The organism is Polaribacter sp. R77954, assembly GCF_044595335.1.
Taxonomy (GTDB): Bacteria; Bacteroidota; Bacteroidia; order Flavobacteriales; family Flavobacteriaceae; genus Polaribacter.
This window is the reverse complement of the sequence record NZ_CP138992.1, coordinates 1492893-1513151: the sequence shown is the minus strand read 5'-3', so window position 1 is coordinate 1513151 and position 20259 is coordinate 1492893. Positions and strand designations below refer to the sequence as shown.

Below are 20259 nucleotides of genomic sequence, written 5' to 3'. Positions count from 1 at the left end.
AATTTACACTCCCGTCTTTGGTTATATACTGCATTAAAAAAATACATGAATCATTCTTGTACTATTACTCAAAAAAAAGGGCCTCTTTAAATTAATAAAGAGGCCTGTTATTTAGGCTATAAACCTGAAATTATATAAATTATTCGCCTAGTAAGTGCAGTTCTGTAAACTCTTTATCCAACACTATAGTTTGGGTTCCGAAGCTTTCTGAGCTATCAATAGAAATTTCTACATTATCTATTTGAATCGAAGTAATGGTAAAAGGTAGGTTGTGTAAAACCACATTAAACTTTTTGTAAGCAGCATCAAACGTACCTTCTTTATGTTGTTGTAAAATAAATTCTTTCTTTTTACCTGTTACTTTAAAAGTACGTAAACTGTATCTTCCTTTCTTATAATCGTATCCATCATGAGCATCATCAAAAAGTTGAGATTTCTCTTTACCTTTTTTATAATAAACATCTAAAGTAATTTCTTCAAAATTCTTTTCGCCAACATATTGTTGAACAGGGTATTTAGGTATCACAGCACCTTCTTTAATAAAGATTGGCATACTGTCTAAATCAGCATCTACCCAAGTTTCTTTACCACCTTCTACAAGCTCATTAGTCCAAAAGTTATACCATTTACCTCTAGGAATGTACATTCTTCTTCCTTTAGAGTTTGGTTCTTGTATAGGACAAACTAAAATATGTTCACCATAAACAAATTCATCACTTCTATAATGTGTTTGTTGATCTTCTTGGTCAAATAATACTAAAGATTTTAAAATCGGAGTAGCGTTTTTAATGTGATTCCAAAATGCGGTATACAAGTAGGGCAATAACTGATATCTAAGCTCAACAAACTTTCTAACAATATCTGTAATTTCATCACCAAAAACCCAAGGTTCTTGGTCTCCATGGTCGCCTGAAGAATGTACTCTACAGAAAACATGAAAAACACCTAATTGAATCCATCTTGCAAATAATTCTCCTTGAGGTTGCTCTGCAAAACCACCAATGTCAGAACCTGCAAAAGAGAAACCAGACATGGCCATTCTTTGTGCTTGGTTGTTGGCAATAGCTAAATGTTCCCAAGTAGCAACGTTATCTCCCATCCAAGTAGAGGTATATCTTTGTGTACCAGAATACGCAGCTCTAGTAATTACAAAAGGACGTTTTGGATACGAATATTTCTTTAAGCCATGATACGTAGCACGTGCCATTTGCATTCCATAAACATTATGGGCTTTTCTATGCGAGCAATGATTACCATCATAATCATGACGAACATCATTTGGAAAGGATTTGTTTGGAACATCCATTACTGCTGGTTCGTTCATGTCATTCCACACACCCTTAACACCAATGTCTTCAATTAATTCTTGAAATAAACCAGACCACCATTCTCTAACCTCTGGTTTTGTATAATCTGGAAAATAACACTCTCCAGGCCAAACTTTACCTTTCATGTAAGGGCCATCTGCACGTTTACAGAAATAATCTTTATCTAATGCTTCTTTAAAAACATCGTACTCTAAATCAATTTTAATTCCTGGATCTATAATAACAACAGTTTTAAAACCATCATCCTCTAGTTCTTTCACCATTCTTTTTGGATCTGGGAAGTAGTTTTTATCCCAAGTAAAACAGCGGAAACCATCCATATAATCTATATCTAAATAAATAGCATCACAAGGAATTTGTAAATCTCTAAATGTTTTGGTGATTTCTTTTACATTACTTTCTGGGTAATAACTCCATTTACATTGATGAAATCCTAAAGCCCATAATGGAGGTAATGCATGTGGTTTACCTGTTAAATCTGTATAATTGGCAACAACATCGCTCATTTGTGGTCCATAGATGAAGTAATAATTCATTTCACCACCTTGTGCCCAAAAACTTGTTACATTTCTACGTTCTTGCGCAAAGTCAAAATGAGTTTTAAAAGTATTGTCGAAAAAAATACCATAAGATTTATTGTGATGAATAGAGGTGTAAAAAGGTATCGCTTTATAAATAGGGTCTGTATTTTTACCAAAAGCGTACGAGTCTGTCACCCAGTTTTCGAAACGTTTACCTTTTAGGTTTACGTCTACGGGTTTATCACCTAAACCATAATAGCTTTCTGCTTTTTGAGATACTTTACTCATTTTTACGATGTCTCCACCATATTCGTAACTTTCTTCCCAATGAAAACCGATTTCATCTTCATTGATTAAAACCATATCTATAGCATCATACAAGCGTACTTGTAGACTTAGTTTTTCAACTTTACAAATTAATTTAGAAGTGGTAACAATGTAATGTATGTCATCTTCTGAAACTTCAAGGAAATTGTAGCCTCTAGAAGCATGAATGGTAACTCCATAAGAAAAATCATTTTCGAATTTTCCTGTGGTAGAATATCTGAATCTAAGCACACTATCTCTTACAACAGTAAGTTGTAAAACAACATTGTTTTTTGTGGTGAAGTAGAGGGTGTCTACATCTTTCTTATAATCTATTATTTCTGAAGGAAATAAATTTCCTTTTTGTTCTAATTCTGTATTAACAATCATAGTTGTTGTTGTTTTGGTCTGATAAAAATCGCGAAATTGTTCCTAAATTTAAACAAAAAAAGGTTTTTTCTACGATAACGTATTCGTCTGAATTGGTGCTAAAAATATTGCATATTTATTTAAAAATAAGCTTAATAGCACTTGTTTTTAAAGAATTTTTAAAGTCTTATATATTGCTTGTTTTTTTTGTGAAGTACAAAAAAATAGATGCTTGTTTTTATTAAATTCCTATTGTTTAAAAAACGTGAGTGTTTATTATTTAAATTTAAAAGCAACCATTCCTAAAGGAGGCAAGCATAATTCAACCGAATTTTGTTTGCCATTCCACTCTTTTGGGTCTGAATTTAGATTTTTATTTTTATAGTTTCCTGTACCATTATACTTGGTTGCATCGCTATTAAAAACCTCTTTTAAATCGCCAGATTTAGGTAAACCGATTCTGTAATTTTCTCTAGGAATTGGTGTTAAGTTTAATACTACAATTACATTATCTTTTTCATTATTTCCTTTTCTTATGTAAGACATTATGGAGTTTTCATGGTCTCCATGATCAATCCACTCAAAACCATCAGAAGAAAATTGTTTTTCAAACAATGCTTTTTCTTTTTTATAAAATGCATTTAAATCTTTAACTAAAGCTTTGGCTCCTTTATGAACATCGTATTGTAATAAGTGCCAATCTAAACTCCCTTGAAAATTCCATTCACTAGTTTGTCCAAATTCACCTCCTTGAAATAAGAGTTTTGTGCCTGGGTGTGTGTACATTAGGCTGTACATTAGTCTTAAATTGCCAAATTTTTGCCATTCGTCACCAGGCATTTTCTCTACAATTGCTTTTTTACCATAAACAACTTCATCATGCGAAAGTGGTAGCATAAAGTTTTCTGTAAAGGCATAATTTAAGCTAAAAGTTAAATCGTTTTGGTGGTGTTTTCTATAAATAGGTTCTTTGGCAAAGTAATTTAAAGTGTCGTGCATCCAACCCATCATCCATTTCATTCCAAATCCTAAACCACCATCGTAAATAGGTCTTGAAACTTTAGGAAAAGAAGTTGATTCTTCTGCAATAGTTTGTACATCTGGAAAAGATGCATAAACTTCTGCATTCATATCTTTTATAAAGTCTATGGCTTCTAAATATTCTCGGCCACCAAACATGTTTTGTTCCCATTCACCTTCTTTTCTAGAATAATCTAAAAATAACATAGAGGCTACAGCATCTACTCGCAAACCGTCTGCATGGAATTGATCTAACCAAAAAATGGCATTACTAATTAAAAAGGCTTTGATTTCGTTTCTGCCATAATTAAAAATTAAACTTTTCCAATCTTGATGGTAACCTTTTCTACGATCTGGATGTTCGTATAAATGAGAACCGTCAAAGAAACCTAAACCATGATCGTCTGAAGGAAAATGCGATGGTACCCAATCTAACAAAACACCAATTCCTTTTTCATGAAATTTATCAACCAAATATTTAAATTCATCTGGATATCCAAAACGAGATGTAGGGGCAAAATAACCAGTTAATTGGTATCCCCAACTTGGGTCATAGGGATATTCCATAATTGGCATAAATTCTACATGAGTAAAATTCATATCATCTACATAATTTACCAATTCTTCAGCCAATTCTCGATAACTTAAGAAACGGTTTTCTTCAATTTGTTTTTTCCAAGAGCCTAAATGCACTTCATAAACAGAAAAGGGTGCATTTAAAGCATTGTTTTTCTTTCTGTTTTTCATCCATTTTTTGTCTTGCCATTGGTATTCATCTTCCCAAACAACAGAAGCGGTTTTTGGTGGGTGTTCACACCTTCTTGCAAAAGGGTCTGCTTTTTCTGTAATTATATCATTATTAGAACTCTGTATTTTGTATTTATAAATATTGCCTTTCTCTACATTGGGTATAAAACCTTCCCAAATACCACTACCATCCCAACGAACGTTTAGTTTGTGTTCACCTTCTAACCAAAAGTTAAAATCGCCAACTACAGAAACAGATTTAGCACTCGGTGCCCAAACTGCAAAATAGGTACCTTGTTCACCATCAACATTGATAATGTGAGAACCAAATTTTTCGTATAACCTGTAATGTTTACCTGCTTTAAAGAGGTTGATATCAAATTCTGTAAAAAGACTGTGTGCTTTTGTATGTGCCATAGTATTATGAGTTCAAAATATTTGCGATACCTTTTAATGGAATAATTGTCCATTTAGGCCTTGAGTTAAGTTCGTAACCTAACTCATAAATTGCTTTTTCTAACAAGCAATATTTTAATAAATATATTCTTTCGTTTGTATAACCAATAGATAAATTGGCTTCTTGTGTAATTTCTCTATAGGTTTCTAAAAAGATGCCTACCATATATTTGTAGAGTAACTCACCATATTCAGAAAGTTCTTCTTGTGTTTTAGAGTAACTGGTTTGATTGTTAAAAATGGTGGAATAAATGGCATAATGAAATGAGCGAAACAAACCAGCAACATCTTTTAATGGCGGTTGTTTTACTTTACGATCTCTAATGGTGCTTTCTGGTTCGCCTTCAAAATCTAGAATGCAAAAATCGTCATCTTGAACTAAAATTTGACCTAAGTGATAGTCGCCATGAATTCTAATGCGTTCGCCTTTTAATTTGGTCCAATCAAAATTTACCAATCTTTTTCTAATTTCATTTTTATGGTCTAAAAATTCTTTAGCCAACTGTAAAGAGTACCCTTCTAATTTATGTAGATTATTTTCGGTTAGATTTAGTCTGTTTTGAAATTGATAAGTTAACCTATTTTTTAACCAAACTGTATAATCACCATTAAAACGAGTGGGCGTAAAGGCTGTTTCTTCAAATTCAGAGCCTAATGCAATATGCATTTCTGCTGTTCTTTGTGCCAATAATTTAACCTTATTCAATAAATTTAAACCCACCCAATCTACAATTAGAGGTGGTAATTCTATTATTTTTTTTCTTTTGAAAATCTCTACATCAGGCAAATCGTTAAAATTGATGTTTTTGACATCTATTGAGGTGTAAATTTTATGAATTTCTTTTAAAAAATAATCCCATGCATCACCATTATTGGCAACTAATTTTTGCATTAAAGCAATGGTAATGTTAGTGTTTTCAGAATCAATAATGTTCATACTTCCTAAATACGGAGGTGTGTTTTTAAATTCTTTTTTGTCTGATAAAAAACGACTCATTTCGTAGTCAGGATTTTTATCAGCATAAATTCTTCTAAAAAATTTAACTATAAAAATATCATTATAAACAATAGAGGTGTTGCTTTGTTCTGCTCCTAAAAACCTTGAAGAGGTGTATTCTGGAAAAGAAAAGTTTTCTGTTTTATGATATTGAACAGGTGTTTTATCTACTGGTAAAGCTGTGCAAATTCTTTGGTAAACTACTTTTCTAAAAGCTTCTAAATGCATAGCATCTATGATAAAACCTTCTTGATTTTTAAGTTTTAATGGTAATATTTTACTTTCTTTTGCAAAGGCTTCATCACTAACAAAGGCTATGGGTAAAAAGTAATGATGGTAAAAAGCTTCTACAAAATTTACTTCTAATATTAAGCCAAAGTACACTTCATTTTTATGTTGAATTCTAAAGTACTCACTTAATTCGATATACTTTAAATGGCTAGATTTACCACCATACCAACGTTGTTTTAAAATGTAATCTTCTAAAACATCAGACAAAAAAACTTTTATAAAGTTTTTATCATCTAAAATTTCTTCCCATTGATTTGCAGATGCAAAAACGGAAGGTTTAGCGCTGATGTTTTTGTTTTGACACATGTTTATTTATTGATTTTAAAAATATGAAAAGGTAGTGTAGCATGTAACTCTACATAATTCCATTCATTATACCAATCGTAAGAATTTCTAGTAACCAAATCAAGAACCTCTACTTTGTGCCCATGGTTTATACCAAGGTCATGCAAAGGTAGTTGAACAGAACCCGATTGTGAATTGTAAGCATCTAAACTGATTACAGTTAGGGTTTCATTTGTTCTATCTAAATTCCATTTATAAAAAGCAATAAGTTGATTGTTTTGAGTTTCTAAAAATTTTATATTATTGGTTTGTTGGTAGGATTCATTCTCTTTTCGAATACTATTTATTTTAGAGATTAATGTAGTAAGCTTATTTTCTTTAAACCAATCATAATTGCAGATTTGAAACTTTTCTGACATGTAATATTCTTCTTTGCCAGCAATAGGAGCATCTATTCTTTGTTCAAAAACAGGGCCGTAAATTCCAATATTAGAACTTAAAGTTGCAGCTAATGCATAACGCAAAATATACATGCTTTCTGGAGCACCTTGTAGGTGATGTGGGTTAATATCTGGCGTATTTGGCCAAAAATTAGGTTTCATGTATTCTTTTTGATCTGTTTGAGTTAACTCTGTCATGTATTCTATTAACTCATGTTTAGAAGTACGCCACGTAAAGTAAGTGTAGCTTTGTGTATAACCTTGTTTAGCCAATTGTTGCATAACTTTTGGTTTGGTAAAAGCTTCTGCTAAAAACAAAACATCAGGATGTTGTTTTTTTACCTCTTCTATAACCCAGCCCCAAAAATAGTATGGTTTTGTATGCGGATTATCTACTCTAAATACATTTATACCACAATCAATCCAATACAATAAGGTGTCTAAACACTCTTTCCAAAGGTTTTTATAATCTTTACTTTCCCAATAAATAGGTAAAATATCTTGGTATTTTTTTGGTGGATTTTCTGCATATTGCACTGTACCATCTGGACGCCATTTAAACCAATCTGGATGATCTGTGACCCAAGGATGATCTGGAGCAGCTTGCAAAGCATAATCCATTGCGATTTCTATCCCTAAGTTTTTTGCCTCATTAATTAAATTTTTAAAATCGTCTAAAGTACCTAACTCAGGATGTATATCTTTATGACCACCATGTTTTGAGCCAATGCCCCAAGTTGAACCTACATCTCCATCTTGTGCAACTGTAGTGTTGTTTTTTCCTTTTCGATTTACTTCTCCAATAGGATGAATAGGAGGGAAGTACAGTGTATCAAAGCCCATTTTTGCTACTCGAGGTAGTAATCTATGACAGTCTTTAAACGTACCATGTTTCCCTTCTTGATCTGATGCTGATCTTGGAAAAAATTCGTACCAAGTAGAAAAACGCGCCTTTTCTCTATCAACATAAACTTGCAGTTCTGTTGTTGTTTGTGTGAGTAGTTTTTCAGGATTTTCTATTAATATTTTTGTAAGTCTTTCAGAAATAGCTTCTTTGATAGCCTCATGATATGTTTCTGTATTTTTAAAAATAAAAATTAAATGCAAAAGATAATTTTTATCTTCTTCGCTTACTTTTTCTAAACTATTTTCTAATAATTCTGCTCCTTCTAAAAGTTCAGAATTTACGTGTTGGTTGTCATCAATTTTTCGGTGAATACCATGTTGCCAGTTTAAGGCATAATCTACCCAACCTTGTATTTTATAAGCGTAGTAACCTTGTTTAGTTGTTATAAAACTTGCTGTGTACTCATCATTAATAGTAGGTTGCATTCGGGTTTCAGACCATTGCTTTTCAGAACTATGTTTATATAATAAACTGGCTTGTAAAATATCATGTCCGTCCACTAAAACGTCTGCTGTTACATTTACAATTTCATTAACCACCCTTTTTATAAAAACGGTTCCATTATTTATTTGCGGAGCAACATTTTCTATAACAATTCTACTTTGGTTTAGCATTGATTTTTATTTGAAAAATTAGTGTTCTTAAGTTTAGCCGATATTTGTTCCATTAGGAATCGTTGCATCTTTTTTAATAACTACAATACCATCCTTAACCATATAAGTGTCTGTTTCTGTGTCTGGTATGTGTTTTCCTCCATTAATTCTAACATCATCACCAACTCTACAGTTTTTATCTACTATACAATTATGTATGTAACATCTGTCTCCAATACCCATCATAATTTCTATATTATTTTTGGCTACTTCTTCTAAACTTTCATAAAAGTCGTTCCCCATCATATAGGTATTAGAAATTAAAGAGTTTTTACCAATTCTAGATCGGATTCCAATTACAGAGCGCTCAATTTTTTCTGCTTGAATAATGCAACCATCACCAATAACAGCTCTGTTTAAAATTGAACCAGATATTTTTGATGTTGGTAAAATACGAGCTCTTGTATAAATACCCTTTTCGTTATATAAATCAAATTGAGGTACATCATCTGTTAGTCCTATATTTGCTTCAAAGAAAGAATCTATATTTCCAATATCTTCCCAATATCCTTCATATTGATAGCTTAAGGTTTTATGGTTGTTAATTGCTTGAGGTATAATTTCGCCACCAAAATCATTGGTGTCTGGGTTTGCCATCAACTTTTTCAACAAATCTCTATTAAAAATATAAATACCCATTGAAGCAAGATAGTTTCTACCTTGAGATCTCATTTCATCACCAACATCTGAGGTCCAATCTGGTAACAAATCTTCTCCTGGTTTTTCGATAAAAGAAGTAATAATATTTTCTTCATTTGTTTTTAACAACCCAAAAGAAGTTGCGTCTTTTGCGTTAACAGGATAGGTTGCAATAGATATTTCTGCACCACTTTTTTCATGTTTATCAATCATATCATTAAAATCCATTTGATACAATTGGTCACCAGAGAGTATTAGTGCATATTCAAAATCGTTTTGTAAAAAATGATGCATGCTTTGTCTAACAGCATCTGCAGTTCCTTGAAACCATTTATCACTATGAATGGTTTGTTCTGCAGCTAAAACATCAACAAAAGCAGAACTAAAAAAACTAAAATGATAGGTATTTTTAATGTGTGCATTTAAAGAAGCAGAGTTAAATTGCGTTAAAACGTACATTCTTTTTATATCGGAATTGATACAATTAGAAATAGGAATATCTACCAATCTGTATTTACCTGCAATAGGTACTGCAGGTTTTGATCTGTCTTTAGTTAGTGGGTATAATCTAGATCCTTGGCCTCCTCCTAAAATTATTCCTAATACTTTGTTGTTTATCATTTTTTCTTTGTTAGAGATTCGTATAAGTCTTTTGTTTGTTTTGCTATTGAAATCCAGTCGAAATATTCTTCAACTCTTTTACGACCATTTCTGGCCATCTTATTTTTTAATGCAGGGTTGCTAATTAATTTGTTTACTCCGTTTGCCAAATCTTTTGCAAATTTATCTGGGTCAACAGGTTCAAAAGGCGCAGTTTTTTGTTGCTCAACAGGCACTAATATTCCTGTTTCACCATCTACAACCACTTCTTTTATACCACCAACTGCACTTGCAACAACAGCAGTATCACAAGCCATGGCTTCTATATTTATAATACCAAAAGGTTCGTATATTGATGGGCAACAAAATACATCTGCATGAGAATATAATTGAATTATTTCTTTTTTGGTAACCATTTTGTCAATCCAAATAACGTTTTTACGAGTTTTTTGAACTTCATTAACAGCTTCTTCCATTTCTAAACCAATTTCTTTGGTATCTGGAGCACCTGCACAAAGTACAATTTGGGTTTCTGAATCTATATATTTTATAGCGTTTACCAAGTGTATGATTCCTTTTTGCCTTGTAATTCTACCAACAAAAAGTACATAAGGTTTGGTTTTATCTATTTTATATTCATCTAAGGTGTCTGTTTCTAGCGTGGTAATATATTGTTGGAGGTTTATACCATTATAAATAACTTGTACCTTTTTTTCGTCTACATTAAAATGTTTTAAGACGTCTTCTTTAGTTTCTTCAGATACCGCAATTAAAGCATCTGCCATTTCAATAGCTGTTTTTTCTATCCAAGAAGATGCATCATAACCACGACCTAATTGTTCTCTTTTCCAAGGTCTTAAAGGTTCTAAAGAGTGAGTTGTAATTACTAAAGGAATACCATAGCACAACTTTGCAATAATACCTGCAAAATGAGTGTACCAAGTATGGCAATGTACAATGTCTGCATCAATAGCATCTGCATTCATATAAAGCCCTGTACTTAGGGTTTTAAAGACTGCCTTTAATTTGTCATCAGCATTATCAAAAATAGGATTCTCAAAAGGAAAGCCTTTAACAGTTAAATTGCTTTGTTTTGAATCTTGATCGCCAAAACAACGAACATCAATATCAATTAATTTTGATAATTCATCTGCTAGATATTCTACATGAACTCCTGCACCACCATAAACATAAGGGGGGAATTCTCTAGTATAAAAAAGGGCTTTCATAAAATTTTAAAGTTTAGATTACTTGGTTTTTTTGAAAATTAAAAGATAAGAAAATCCTATTAAAAGTTTTAAAAAAGAAAGATTATTTATTTTTTAAGTATAAAATTTATGAAACTGATAATAATAAACTTACATCTAATTATTTTTTATATAATTATCACTCATATTTAAAATATGTAGTGAATATTTTAACTGTAAATAAACAGAAATTAACTATTTCTAGATTTATTAATTTCGTCTTGCAGTTGTCTTCTTAATTTTTGTTCTCTTTCTAATGATTTTTTTCTATGTTCTTCAAATTCTTGTTCAACATCTAGTAAATTATTCTTAGCTTCTTTAGTAAGTACATTGCTTCTAAAAAATTTAAAAATAAAATAGAATAGTAATAAAAGAGATATAATAATGATGCTCCAAAGTAACAGGTTGTACTTAATTTTACTAAGTTGAATGCCAAATAACGAAATTGAATTCTCTTTTTTGTTAGATGCAACTAAATCTGCCTGAGTTTTAGAAAGTAACTCATTGGTGTTTTTTATTTTTTCTCTTTCTGATTTTAATAAATTTTCTTTTTCAGAGATTTGAGTTTTAAGATTTTTTATAGAATCTAAAACATTTTTTTTTAAAATTTGATATTTATCTTTACTGATAACCTTGTAAACCTGATAGGTTGTAGATATTCTATAAATTTCATCGAATTGACCTTGAATAGAAGTGTCTTTTTTAACTTGTTCTGTTTCTTGACTTAAAACAGACAAACTAAAGGATATAAAAAAAATAAATATAAATTTTAATTTCATTATTGTAAATTTTGCAATGTAAATTTAAGAAAAAAACCCAAACGAAAAGATGAAGTTAGTAACTAAAAAATATTTATTTAAAGGGCATTTTTATTTGATGTTTCTATAAGCTCTACAGCTTTAAGAATTGCTTTATCTTCTCCGTCAAAAGAGTCGGGATTATCTTTATCAAATACATTAGTGATGTCTGGAGTTATACCAAAGCTTTCGATATATTGTCCATTTTCTCTTAAAACTTGTTTGAATGATGAGGTGCAAACCCAACCATTTGGTAACGCATATTCTAAAATTCCACCAGAACCACCAAAAGTAGTATCTCCAATTAAGGTTACTTGTGGGAATTCTTTCATGATTGATGCAAACCTTTCTGCTGCACTCCCAGTTGCTTGACTAATTATTAAAACAACGGGTTTATCAAAAAATCTTTTTGAAGTTCCATCTATAAAAAGAGGATACCATTTTGTAAAGTCGTTTCTATTACTGTTTATACGATATCTTTCTTGTGCATACATAATTTTATCATTGGTAAAATTAGCAGCAATTTCTTCCATAGCACTACTAGAGCCTCCAGAATTATTTCTAATATCTATTATTAATCCTTTTCTATTCTGTATTGCATTTAGTAGTTGCGTAAAGTTCTGGTTGGTATTGTCAAAACCAAACAATTCTACATAGGCAATATTATTTAATGAAGATTCATAAATTGCAGTAATATTATCTATCTCTCTAAATTCTGGAAACGTATTAAAAGCTTCAAAAGGCTGGTCTAATTTATACGATTCTTGTCTAACTAATGTGTACGATAAACTTGTAAAATTTATATTCTCATCTCCTTCAAGATATACATGATAGTCTTTAAGCTCTCTAAGCATTTCGCTTAAAATTTCGGCAAGTTGTTGGTTCTTGGTTTCTGCACTTATTCTTGGTCTGTAACTGTCATAAACTTGATCCCAATCAATATTTTTTAATTCAAAATAAGGATATTGCCTATCATAAAATTGCCAACAACTTTCAAAAACAGAAATAGGGTCATCGTTTTTAAAATCGTTTAATAATACATCATTACAAGATGTTAATTGTAATAGCACTACTAAACTCAAAATTTTGAGTTTAAAATTGATATTTTGCTTGTAATAAAAATCTATAAGAAATTGCCTGAACGTTAAAAGGTGCTTCTTTTTTGTAATCATAATATTGAAAACCGTATTGTAAGCCCATTAAAAACCTACTTGTTATTTTAAATGAATATTCTGCATTAAAATTAAGATTAAAATAATCGTTAATTAATGCGATATCTCCATATTGTAAAGCTGTTCCTATATTTTTATCGCGCTCAATTAAATCGAAAGGAAATGTTTCTGAATTTCGGGTTTTTGCTGCAACATACCCAATAAATGGTAGGTTTAAGTTAGCTTTTATTTGATGTTTGCCTAAATCTTTAGTGATAGAAAATGATGGGCCTAAATCTAAAAATAAATCCACAGCTCTGGCATCATCAAAAGAAATAACATTGAGACTTTTATCTAAGTAAACCCCATTTAAGTGCAAGCCAAGATACATATAGGTGCCTTTTTTTCGAAGCAATTTTTGATACAAAAACTCAAAAGATCCACCAAAAATCTCACCCTTATTTGGTGCTCTAAAACCATCGTTTGATAATCTAGAAGTAAGATCCGTTTTTGGTAAAAGTATTAGTTTAAAACTTAATTGATGTTTTTCTTTATTCTTTTTACTGTATTCAAATCCAGTTGTTAAAAAAGTAGACGACTGTCTAACAGAAGAAAGTATGGGTTCGTAAGTTGTATAGTATGTATAACCAGAAAATATAGATATGGTGTGTTTTACCTGATTGTTTTTTTGCCCAATTAGGTAGTTTGTTTTGAGTGAAAAAAATAATAGGATAGCAATTACAATGTTTAATTTCATTATACTAAATATACAAAAATTAAGATAGTTTATTACAAAAAAAACCCAAACAAAAAGTTTGGGTTTTAAAATATAAGCAAGTATTAATATTTATTTTATTTTCTCTACAACTGCCTTAAAAGCTTCTGGGTTGTTTACTGCTAAATCTGCTAAAACCTTACGGTTTAATTCGATATTGTTAGCTTTAACTTTACCCATAAACTGAGAGTAAGACATTCCGTTAATACGAGCTGCTGCGTTAATACGCGTAATCCATAAAGAACGGAAGTTTCTCTTATTGTTTTTACGGTCTCTGTATGCATAAAGCATACCTTTTTCAACCGCGTTTTTTGCTACTGTGTAAACGTTTTTTCTACGTCCGAAGTAACCTTTTGCTGCCTTCAAGATTTTTTTTCTTCTATTTCTTGAAGCTACTGAATTTACTGATCTTGGCATAATTCAAATTGTTTTTTGTAGTAGGCGACTATAAAATTACGAATGACTAATTACGAATTGAATAATCCTAAATTTATAATTCTTTTTTTGCCTAACTCCATGGTTAATAATTAAATTCCCTTTGTAAACTTACTTTAAGTTTAACTGTTGTTTAATGTTAGCTTCATCAGACTTGTGTACTAAAGTATGATGAGTTAACTTTAATTTACGTTTTTTAGACTTCTTTGTTAAAATGTGGCTTTTAAACGCGTGTTTTCTTTTTAATTTACCAGAACCTGTAACTTTAAATCGTTTTTTGGCACTAGATTTTGTTTTCATTTTAGGCATCTCTCCTTCGTTTTAACTTGCTTATGTTAGGCTGAACTAGGTTCAGTATCTTTAATTAATACTGTTTTGCTAAAAAGTATTAATTTTTATTTTGATTTTTTTGGAGCAATAAACATAATCATACGTTTACCTTCTAATTTAGGTAGTTGCTCAACTTTACCATATTCTTCGAGTTCTTGGGCTAATTTTAATAATAAAATTTGGCCTTGTTCCTTAAAGATAATTGATCGTCCTTTAAAGAATACAAATGCTTTTAATTTAGCACCATCTTGTAAAAACTTAATGGCATGTTTCTTTTTGAATTCATAATCATGCTCATCGGTTTGAGGTCCAAAACGAATTTCTTTAATAGTAACTTTAGTAGCTTTTGCTTTTAAAGCTTTTTCTCGTTTTTTCTGCTCATACAAGAATTTCTTGTAATCAATAATTTTACAAACAGGAGGTTTTGCTTTTGGTGAAATTTCCACCAAATCTAACTCTTGTTCTCTGGCCATCTGCTTAGCTTTCGCTATAGGATATACACCAACTTCTACGTTATCGCCAACTACACGAACTTCATCAACATACTTTATTTTGTCGTTAATTCTGTGTTGATCTTCTTTGATTACTCTTAATGGTCTTCTAGACCTACTTCTTCTAATTGCTATGACTTATGAATTTTAAATTTAACTTAATGGTTTTTCACCTTTACTTTCTTGAACTCTAATATAATTAAAATTTTCGTAATGTTTTACTTTCTTCTGCTTTTATTAAAGATTTAAATTCATCAATAGTAAAAGTTCCAATATCTCCTTCTCCATGTTTTCTTACAGAAACTGTACCATCTTCTTCTTCCTTTTCACCAACAATTACCATAAATGGAATTTTACTTACCTCTGCATCACGAATTTTACGTGCTGTTTTTTCGCTTCTACTGTCTACGAGGGCGCGAATTTCGGAATTTTCTAACGATTCTAAAACTTTTTCGGTATATTTTTGATATTTCTCACTGATTGGCAGTATAATAACCTGCTCTGGAGTCAGCCAAAGTGGAAAGTTTCCTCCTGTATGTTCTAATAAAACTGCAATAAAACGTTCCATAGAACCAAATGGTGCTCTGTGAATCATTACAGGTCTGTGAGATTGATTGTCTGAACCTGTATAACTTAAATCGAAACGTTTAGGTAAATTATAATCTACTTGAATGGTACCTAGTTGCCAACTTCTGCCTAAAGCATCTTTTACCATAAAATCTAACTTAGGTCCGTAAAAAGCTGCTTCGCCTTCTTCAATTACGTAATCTAAACCTTTGTCTTTTGCTGCTGAAATGATTGCATTTTCAGCAATTTCCCAAGTTTCCACATCACCAATATATTTATCAGGATTATTTTTGTCTCTTATAGAAACTTGTGCTGTAAAATCTTCGAAACCTAAAGATCCAAAAACGTACAATACTAAATCGATAACATCTTTAAATTCTTGATCTAATTGCTCTGGTGTACAGAAAATATGTGCATCATCTTGCGTAAAACCTCTAACACGTGTTAATCCATGCAATTCTCCACTTTGTTCATACCTATACACTGTACCAAATTCTGCAAAACGTTTTGGTAAATCTTTATATGAATAAGGTTTAAAATTATATACTTCGCAGTGATGTGGGCAGTTCATTGGTTTCAAAAGAAACTCTTCATCCATTTTCGGCGTTTTTATTGCCTGAAAACTATCTTCCCCATATTTTTCATAATGTCCAGAAGTTACATACAATTCTTTCTGACCAATATGTGGTGTCATTACCATTTCGTAACCTGCTTTCTTTTGAGCTGCTTTTAAGAAATTTTCTAATCGAGCTCTTAAAGCTGCGCCTTTTGGCAACCATAAAGGTAAACCAGCACCAACTTTTTGAGAAAAGGTAAATAATTCTAATTCTTTTCCTAATTTTCTATGATCACGTTTTTTTGCTTCTTCTAAAAGTTCTAGGTATTCTTTAAGCATTTTTTGCTTCGGAAAAGAAATACCATAAACTCGGGTAAGTTGATTGTTTTTTTCATCACCTCTCCAATAAGCGCCTGCCACATTCATAATCTTTACGGCTTTTATGATTCCTGTATTTGGCACATGGCCTCCTCTACATAAATCTGTAAAATTGCTATGATCGCAGAATGTAATATCGCCATCTGTTAAGTTTTCAATCAACTCAACTTTGTACTCGTTATTTTCGTTTTGATATTTAGAAAGTGCATCTGCTTTAGAAACTTCACGCATATTAAATTCGTGTTTTCCACGAGCAATTTCTAAAAACTTCTTTTCAATGGCTGCAAAATCTTTTTCAGAAATGGTTTCATCACCCAAATCTAAATCGTAATAAAACCCATTATCAATAGCAGGACCAATAGTTAATTTTGCATTTGGGTGAAAGCTTAAAATTGCTTCTGCTAAAACATGGGCAGATGAATGCCAAAACGCTTTTTTACCAGCAGCATCATTAAATGTGTGTAAAACCAAAGATCCATCAGTAGTTAATGGGGTTTTGGTTTCAACAGTAGTGCCGTTAAAACTTGCAGAAATAACGTTTCTAGCTAAACCCTCGCTGATGCTTTTAGCAACATCAATAGGAGTGCTATTTTCAGCAAACTCCTTAACACTTCCATCTGGTAAAGTAATTTTTATCATTTAATGAGAACTATTTTAAGGCTGCAAAGATATTAAAAACAATATTTCAAACAATATATTAATGTGTTATTAATAAGGTTAATTTTAAAATCTACAGACACATATTTTTCACTAATAAATCTATATTAATTTTTGACTTTTATGTGTTAATACTATCAAATAGTTAGTATTTGTAAACTTAAATTAAACTTTTTACAAAAAATAAGGTCTAATGATTCTAACATTGCAATTGGTGTTATATATTAATTTTATAATATTTAAGCGTACAACTTTCAAACAACCAAATATGAAGTTTTCAAAAATCAGTTTATTATTCCTTTTTTTTACGGCCATAATATATAGTCAACAGCAATCACCTAATATATTATTGATTATTGCAGATGATTTAGGAATTGATTCTACACCAGGATTTGGTATTGAGGGTGATTTGCCAGTAACACCAACCTTAAATAGTTTTAGACAAACTGGCCTTTCGTTTACAAATACATGGTCTGCTCCTCAATGTTCGCCAACGAGAGCTGCTATTATGAGTGGTAAATATGGTATAAAATCAGGAGTTATGAGACCTCCTTTAGTTTTAGATACAAGTCACAAGTCGTTATTTACTAAAATTAAAGAACAAAGCAAAACTAATTACAGTATGGCAGTTATTGGTAAATGGCATATTGGAGGAAATGATCCTGATAATTTTACGCATCCAAAAGATTCTGGAATTCCTTTTTATGAAGGAGTTTTTACAGCACAAGTGTCAGATTATTATAATTGGACAAAAGTAAATAATGAAGGGAATGAAGAAGTTGTGAATGAATACATTACCAAACATCTAACAGATAGTGCTATTAATTGGGTGCAAGATCAAACCCAACCTTGGTTTTTGTGGTTGGCACACGTTGCACCCCATACTCCTTTTCAAACCCCACCTTCAGGAACTTACACCACATTACCTACTAATGATAGAACTACATATTTAGCAATGATAGAAAATATGGATTATGAAACCAATAGATTGCTTGAAAGTATGGACGATGAAACAAAAGAAAATACAGTAATTATTTTTATAGGAGATAACGGAACACCTGGCAGAACAAACAACTATTGGCCAAGTGGGCATGCAAAATCATCAATATATGAAGGTGGAATTCGTGTACCAATGATTATTGCAGGAAAATCTGTAGAAAGGGTTAATCAAGTAGAAGCAGGGTTAACGCAAGCAACAGATTTACATGCAACGATTTTAGAGTTGGCAGGCGTACAATTGCTTGGAGGTACAGAAAATAGTTTAAGCCTTAAACCAGCATTATCATATGAAAACCAAATAAAAAGAACCATAAATTATACAGATTACGAAAGTAATAATACAGAGCTTTGGGCAACACGAAATGATACTTATAAATTAATTGAAGATGAAAATGGTAATGAAGAATTTTACAATATTATTGATGATATTCAAGAACAAAATAATTTAATTGGCAACCTTACAACAACACAAGAAGTCATTAAAACAATGTTACAACAAGAAGCTCAAGTCATTAGAACTGATTGGTCTTGTAATGATGGAATTCAGAATGGAGCTGAAACTACTATAGATGATTGTAACAATACTTGTGGAGATACTGATGTGTTGAGTTATGATAATATTGATTGTACTAATTCACCAACAAATCCAAGTATTTATTATGAATATTTAGAAGGAGACCAAAGAGTAGTATATTCAAATAATTATCCGAATCATAATTTTTCTTATGTTTCACCAAGAATACCAGAACCTTATTACAGAGTTTATAAATTTGATTTGAATCCTAAATTATCGGGTATTACAACAAGTCTTACCAGAACTAATGGACGACCTGTAAACTTTTTTGGTATTAGTTTAAACGGTGTTTATATGATGCCAGCACCTGCAACTCCATTTATTTTTGAAGATAAAAATACAGGGCAATACAATTGGGATTGGGTTTTTGAACCTACCACAAATATTGGTGATGGTAGAGATTTTGTAGCTTTAGATTGTGCATCTGCCCACGTAAACCCAAATTCTGGGTATCATTATCATGGAAATATGTTTGAATATGTAGAACAATTAACCTCAGGAATTTCTACCACAGAAACTATACCTGCAGAATTAGTACAAGTGGGTTGGGCTGGTGATGGGTTTCCTATTTTATATCGTTTTGGACCAGATAAAGAAGGTAATGTAAAAGAAATGTACCCAAGTTTTCAATTAAAAAGTGGTTTACGACCTGGTGATGGCATAAGTGCTCCTTGTGGACCATATTCTGGAAAATACACCAATGATTTCGAATATATTGCTGGTAAGGGAGATTTAGATGAATGCAATGGTATAGAAGCTGCTGTTACTTTAACTACAGCTCAAGGAGAAGAAACTTTTGAATACTACTATGTAGTTACTCAAGATTTTCCTCAAATATCAAGATGTATGAAAGGTAATTTTAATGATAGTTTTGTAAGCAGTGCAGGTGGTTTAAATGATGTAGATGCAGATGGGGATGGTTTTGTAAGTGCTTTTGATTGTGATGATAATAACGCTGCAATTAATCCTTTTGCAACAGATAATCCTGCTACAAGTGTAGATGAAAGTTGTGGAGCTACTTTGGGTACAACTGAGATGACTTTAGATGAACTCGGTTTTTATGTAAATTCAAATCCAAATGATGGTAATTTTGCTGTAATATCTACAGGTTATGATGAATATCAAGTTGCATTATTTTCGGTTGATGGAAAGTTAATCCAAAGTAAAAAAGGATTTGGAGTTATCGATTTTAACAATATTGGCAGTGCAGGATTGTATGTTTTAAGAATAGCACAAAAAGGCAAATTATTAGGTACAACTAAAGTGCTTGTAAAATGAAACAATTTATGCTTTTAAGTATTGCTTTTTTTACAATTAGTGGTACAAACTTAAAACACGATGCTGTTTCAGCTACTTTTAATATTATAGAAAAAGGGCATGTATTACTTTTAGAAATAGAGTTTGATGAAGAGAATTATATAAAGTTTGGAGATGCTCAAAGCCTGAAAGTAACAAAAAATGATTTTGGTAACTACTTAAACAAAACTACAAGTTGGAAAATTGACAATGAGGAAATCATTCCTCAAGTTTTGCATATAAAATCTGTAAAACAACATACTAAAGTGATTTGTTTTTTATCTAAAGCAAAAAAAAATATTAAAACGGTAACTGTGCATAATAAATTTTTAATTGATGTAGAAAATCATTCTAATATCATACAATTAGATATTAATAATAGTTTTAAAGATTTTAGAATGCATAAAGATAGGATACAATTACAGGTAAACTATTAAATAAAGAACT

The 20259-nt window shown here is 31.2% G+C and carries 15 protein-coding genes; 2 read left to right on the top strand and 13 right to left on the bottom strand.

Features of this window, described 5'->3' with window-relative positions; genetic code table 11:
* Positions 1–139 precede the first annotated feature (139 nt).
* The 13 genes from SJY27_RS06570 to thrS all read right to left on the bottom strand — a co-directional run bounded on the left by SJY27_RS06570 (position 140) and on the right by thrS (position 16925).
* Complete coding sequence (locus tag SJY27_RS06570) at positions 140–2545, bottom strand: glycoside hydrolase family 31 protein (RefSeq protein ID WP_397447463.1); 2406 nt, start codon at positions 2543–2545, stop codon at positions 140–142.
* 255 nt (positions 2546–2800) lie between these two features.
* On the bottom strand, positions 2801–4708 hold the full coding sequence (gene glgB / locus SJY27_RS06565; protein WP_397447462.1) for a 1,4-alpha-glucan branching protein GlgB: 1908 nt from the start codon (positions 4706–4708) through the stop codon (positions 2801–2803).
* Between the two features lie 4 nt (positions 4709–4712).
* Complete coding sequence (locus tag SJY27_RS06560) at positions 4713–6341, bottom strand: trehalose synthase (protein WP_397447460.1); 1629 nt, start codon at positions 6339–6341, stop codon at positions 4713–4715.
* 2 nt (positions 6342–6343) lie between these two features.
* On the bottom strand, positions 6344–8281 hold the full coding sequence (locus SJY27_RS06555) for an alpha-1,4-glucan--maltose-1-phosphate maltosyltransferase (protein ID WP_397447459.1): 1938 nt from the start codon (positions 8279–8281) through the stop codon (positions 6344–6346).
* A 33-nt stretch (positions 8282–8314) separates the two neighbouring features.
* A complete protein-coding gene (locus tag SJY27_RS06550) occupies positions 8315–9580 on the bottom strand; it encodes a glucose-1-phosphate adenylyltransferase (protein ID WP_397447458.1) in 1266 nt (421 codons plus the stop codon).
* On the bottom strand, positions 9577–10788 hold the full coding sequence (gene glgA / locus SJY27_RS06545) for a glycogen synthase (protein ID WP_397447457.1): 1212 nt from the start codon (positions 10786–10788) through the stop codon (positions 9577–9579). The genes SJY27_RS06550 and glgA overlap by 4 nt, the downstream gene beginning before the upstream one ends.
* Before the next feature lie 209 nt (positions 10789–10997).
* On the bottom strand, positions 10998–11585 hold the full coding sequence (locus SJY27_RS06540; protein ID WP_397447456.1) for a hypothetical protein: 588 nt from the start codon (positions 11583–11585) through the stop codon (positions 10998–11000).
* Between the two features lie 77 nt (positions 11586–11662).
* A complete protein-coding gene (locus SJY27_RS06535) occupies positions 11663–12685 on the bottom strand; it encodes a S41 family peptidase (RefSeq protein ID WP_397447455.1) in 1023 nt (340 codons plus the stop codon).
* A gap of 10 nt (positions 12686–12695) precedes the next feature.
* Entirely contained in the window at positions 12696–13511 is an 816-nt protein-coding gene (locus SJY27_RS06530; protein WP_397447454.1) for a hypothetical protein, read from the bottom strand.
* 90 nt (positions 13512–13601) lie between these two features.
* Entirely contained in the window at positions 13602–13946 is a 345-nt protein-coding gene (rplT, locus tag SJY27_RS06525) for a 50S ribosomal protein L20 (protein WP_397447453.1), read from the bottom strand.
* Between the two features lie 129 nt (positions 13947–14075).
* A complete protein-coding gene (rpmI, locus tag SJY27_RS06520; protein WP_397447451.1) occupies positions 14076–14273 on the bottom strand; it encodes a 50S ribosomal protein L35 in 198 nt (65 codons plus the stop codon).
* Positions 14274–14359: 86 nt separating this feature from the next.
* Positions 14360–14878: a translation initiation factor IF-3 gene (infC, locus tag SJY27_RS06515; protein WP_397447903.1), complete on the bottom strand. Its 519-nt coding sequence runs from the start codon at positions 14876–14878 to the stop codon at positions 14360–14362.
* Between the two features lie 106 nt (positions 14879–14984).
* Positions 14985–16925, bottom strand: a complete 1941-nt coding sequence (thrS, locus tag SJY27_RS06510; RefSeq protein ID WP_397447449.1) for a threonine--tRNA ligase — start codon at positions 16923–16925, stop codon at positions 14985–14987.
* 286 nt (positions 16926–17211) lie between these two features.
* Here thrS and SJY27_RS06505 point away from each other — a divergent pair, with 286 nt between their 5' ends.
* Both SJY27_RS06505 and SJY27_RS06500 read left to right on the top strand, forming a co-directional pair.
* Positions 17212–19794, top strand: coding sequence for a sulfatase-like hydrolase/transferase (locus tag SJY27_RS06505; RefSeq protein ID WP_397447448.1), 2583 nt, complete (start codon positions 17212–17214; stop codon positions 19792–19794).
* Positions 19791–20249, top strand: a complete 459-nt coding sequence (locus SJY27_RS06500; protein ID WP_397447446.1) for a DUF6702 family protein — start codon at positions 19791–19793, stop codon at positions 20247–20249. The genes SJY27_RS06505 and SJY27_RS06500 overlap by 4 nt, the downstream gene beginning before the upstream one ends.
* Positions 20250–20259 lie beyond the last annotated feature (10 nt).

Coding starts and splice junctions, on each gene's coding strand:
- SJY27_RS06500 (WP_397447446.1), top strand. CDS start 19,791: ATGAAACAATTTATGCTTTTAAGTATTGCTTTTTTTACAATTAGTGGT.
- SJY27_RS06540 (WP_397447456.1), bottom strand. CDS start 11,585: ATGAAATTAAAATTTATATTTATTTTTTTTATATCCTTTAGTTTGTCT.
- glgB (WP_397447462.1), bottom strand. CDS start 4,708: ATGGCACATACAAAAGCACACAGTCTTTTTACAGAATTTGATATCAAC.
- SJY27_RS06560 (WP_397447460.1), bottom strand. CDS start 6,341: ATGTGTCAAAACAAAAACATCAGCGCTAAACCTTCCGTTTTTGCATCT.
- glgA (WP_397447457.1), bottom strand. CDS start 10,788: ATGAAAGCCCTTTTTTATACTAGAGAATTCCCCCCTTATGTTTATGGT.
- rplT (WP_397447453.1), bottom strand. CDS start 13,946: ATGCCAAGATCAGTAAATTCAGTAGCTTCAAGAAATAGAAGAAAAAAA.
- SJY27_RS06505 (WP_397447448.1), top strand. CDS start 17,212: ATGAAGTTTTCAAAAATCAGTTTATTATTCCTTTTTTTTACGGCCATA.
- SJY27_RS06570 (WP_397447463.1), bottom strand. CDS start 2,545: ATGATTGTTAATACAGAATTAGAACAAAAAGGAAATTTATTTCCTTCA.
- SJY27_RS06550 (WP_397447458.1), bottom strand. CDS start 9,580: ATGATAAACAACAAAGTATTAGGAATAATTTTAGGAGGAGGCCAAGGA.
- SJY27_RS06555 (WP_397447459.1), bottom strand. CDS start 8,281: ATGCTAAACCAAAGTAGAATTGTTATAGAAAATGTTGCTCCGCAAATA.
- thrS (WP_397447449.1), bottom strand. CDS start 16,925: ATGATAAAAATTACTTTACCAGATGGAAGTGTTAAGGAGTTTGCTGAA.
- rpmI (WP_397447451.1), bottom strand. CDS start 14,273: ATGCCTAAAATGAAAACAAAATCTAGTGCCAAAAAACGATTTAAAGTT.
- SJY27_RS06530 (WP_397447454.1), bottom strand. CDS start 13,511: ATGAAATTAAACATTGTAATTGCTATCCTATTATTTTTTTCACTCAAA.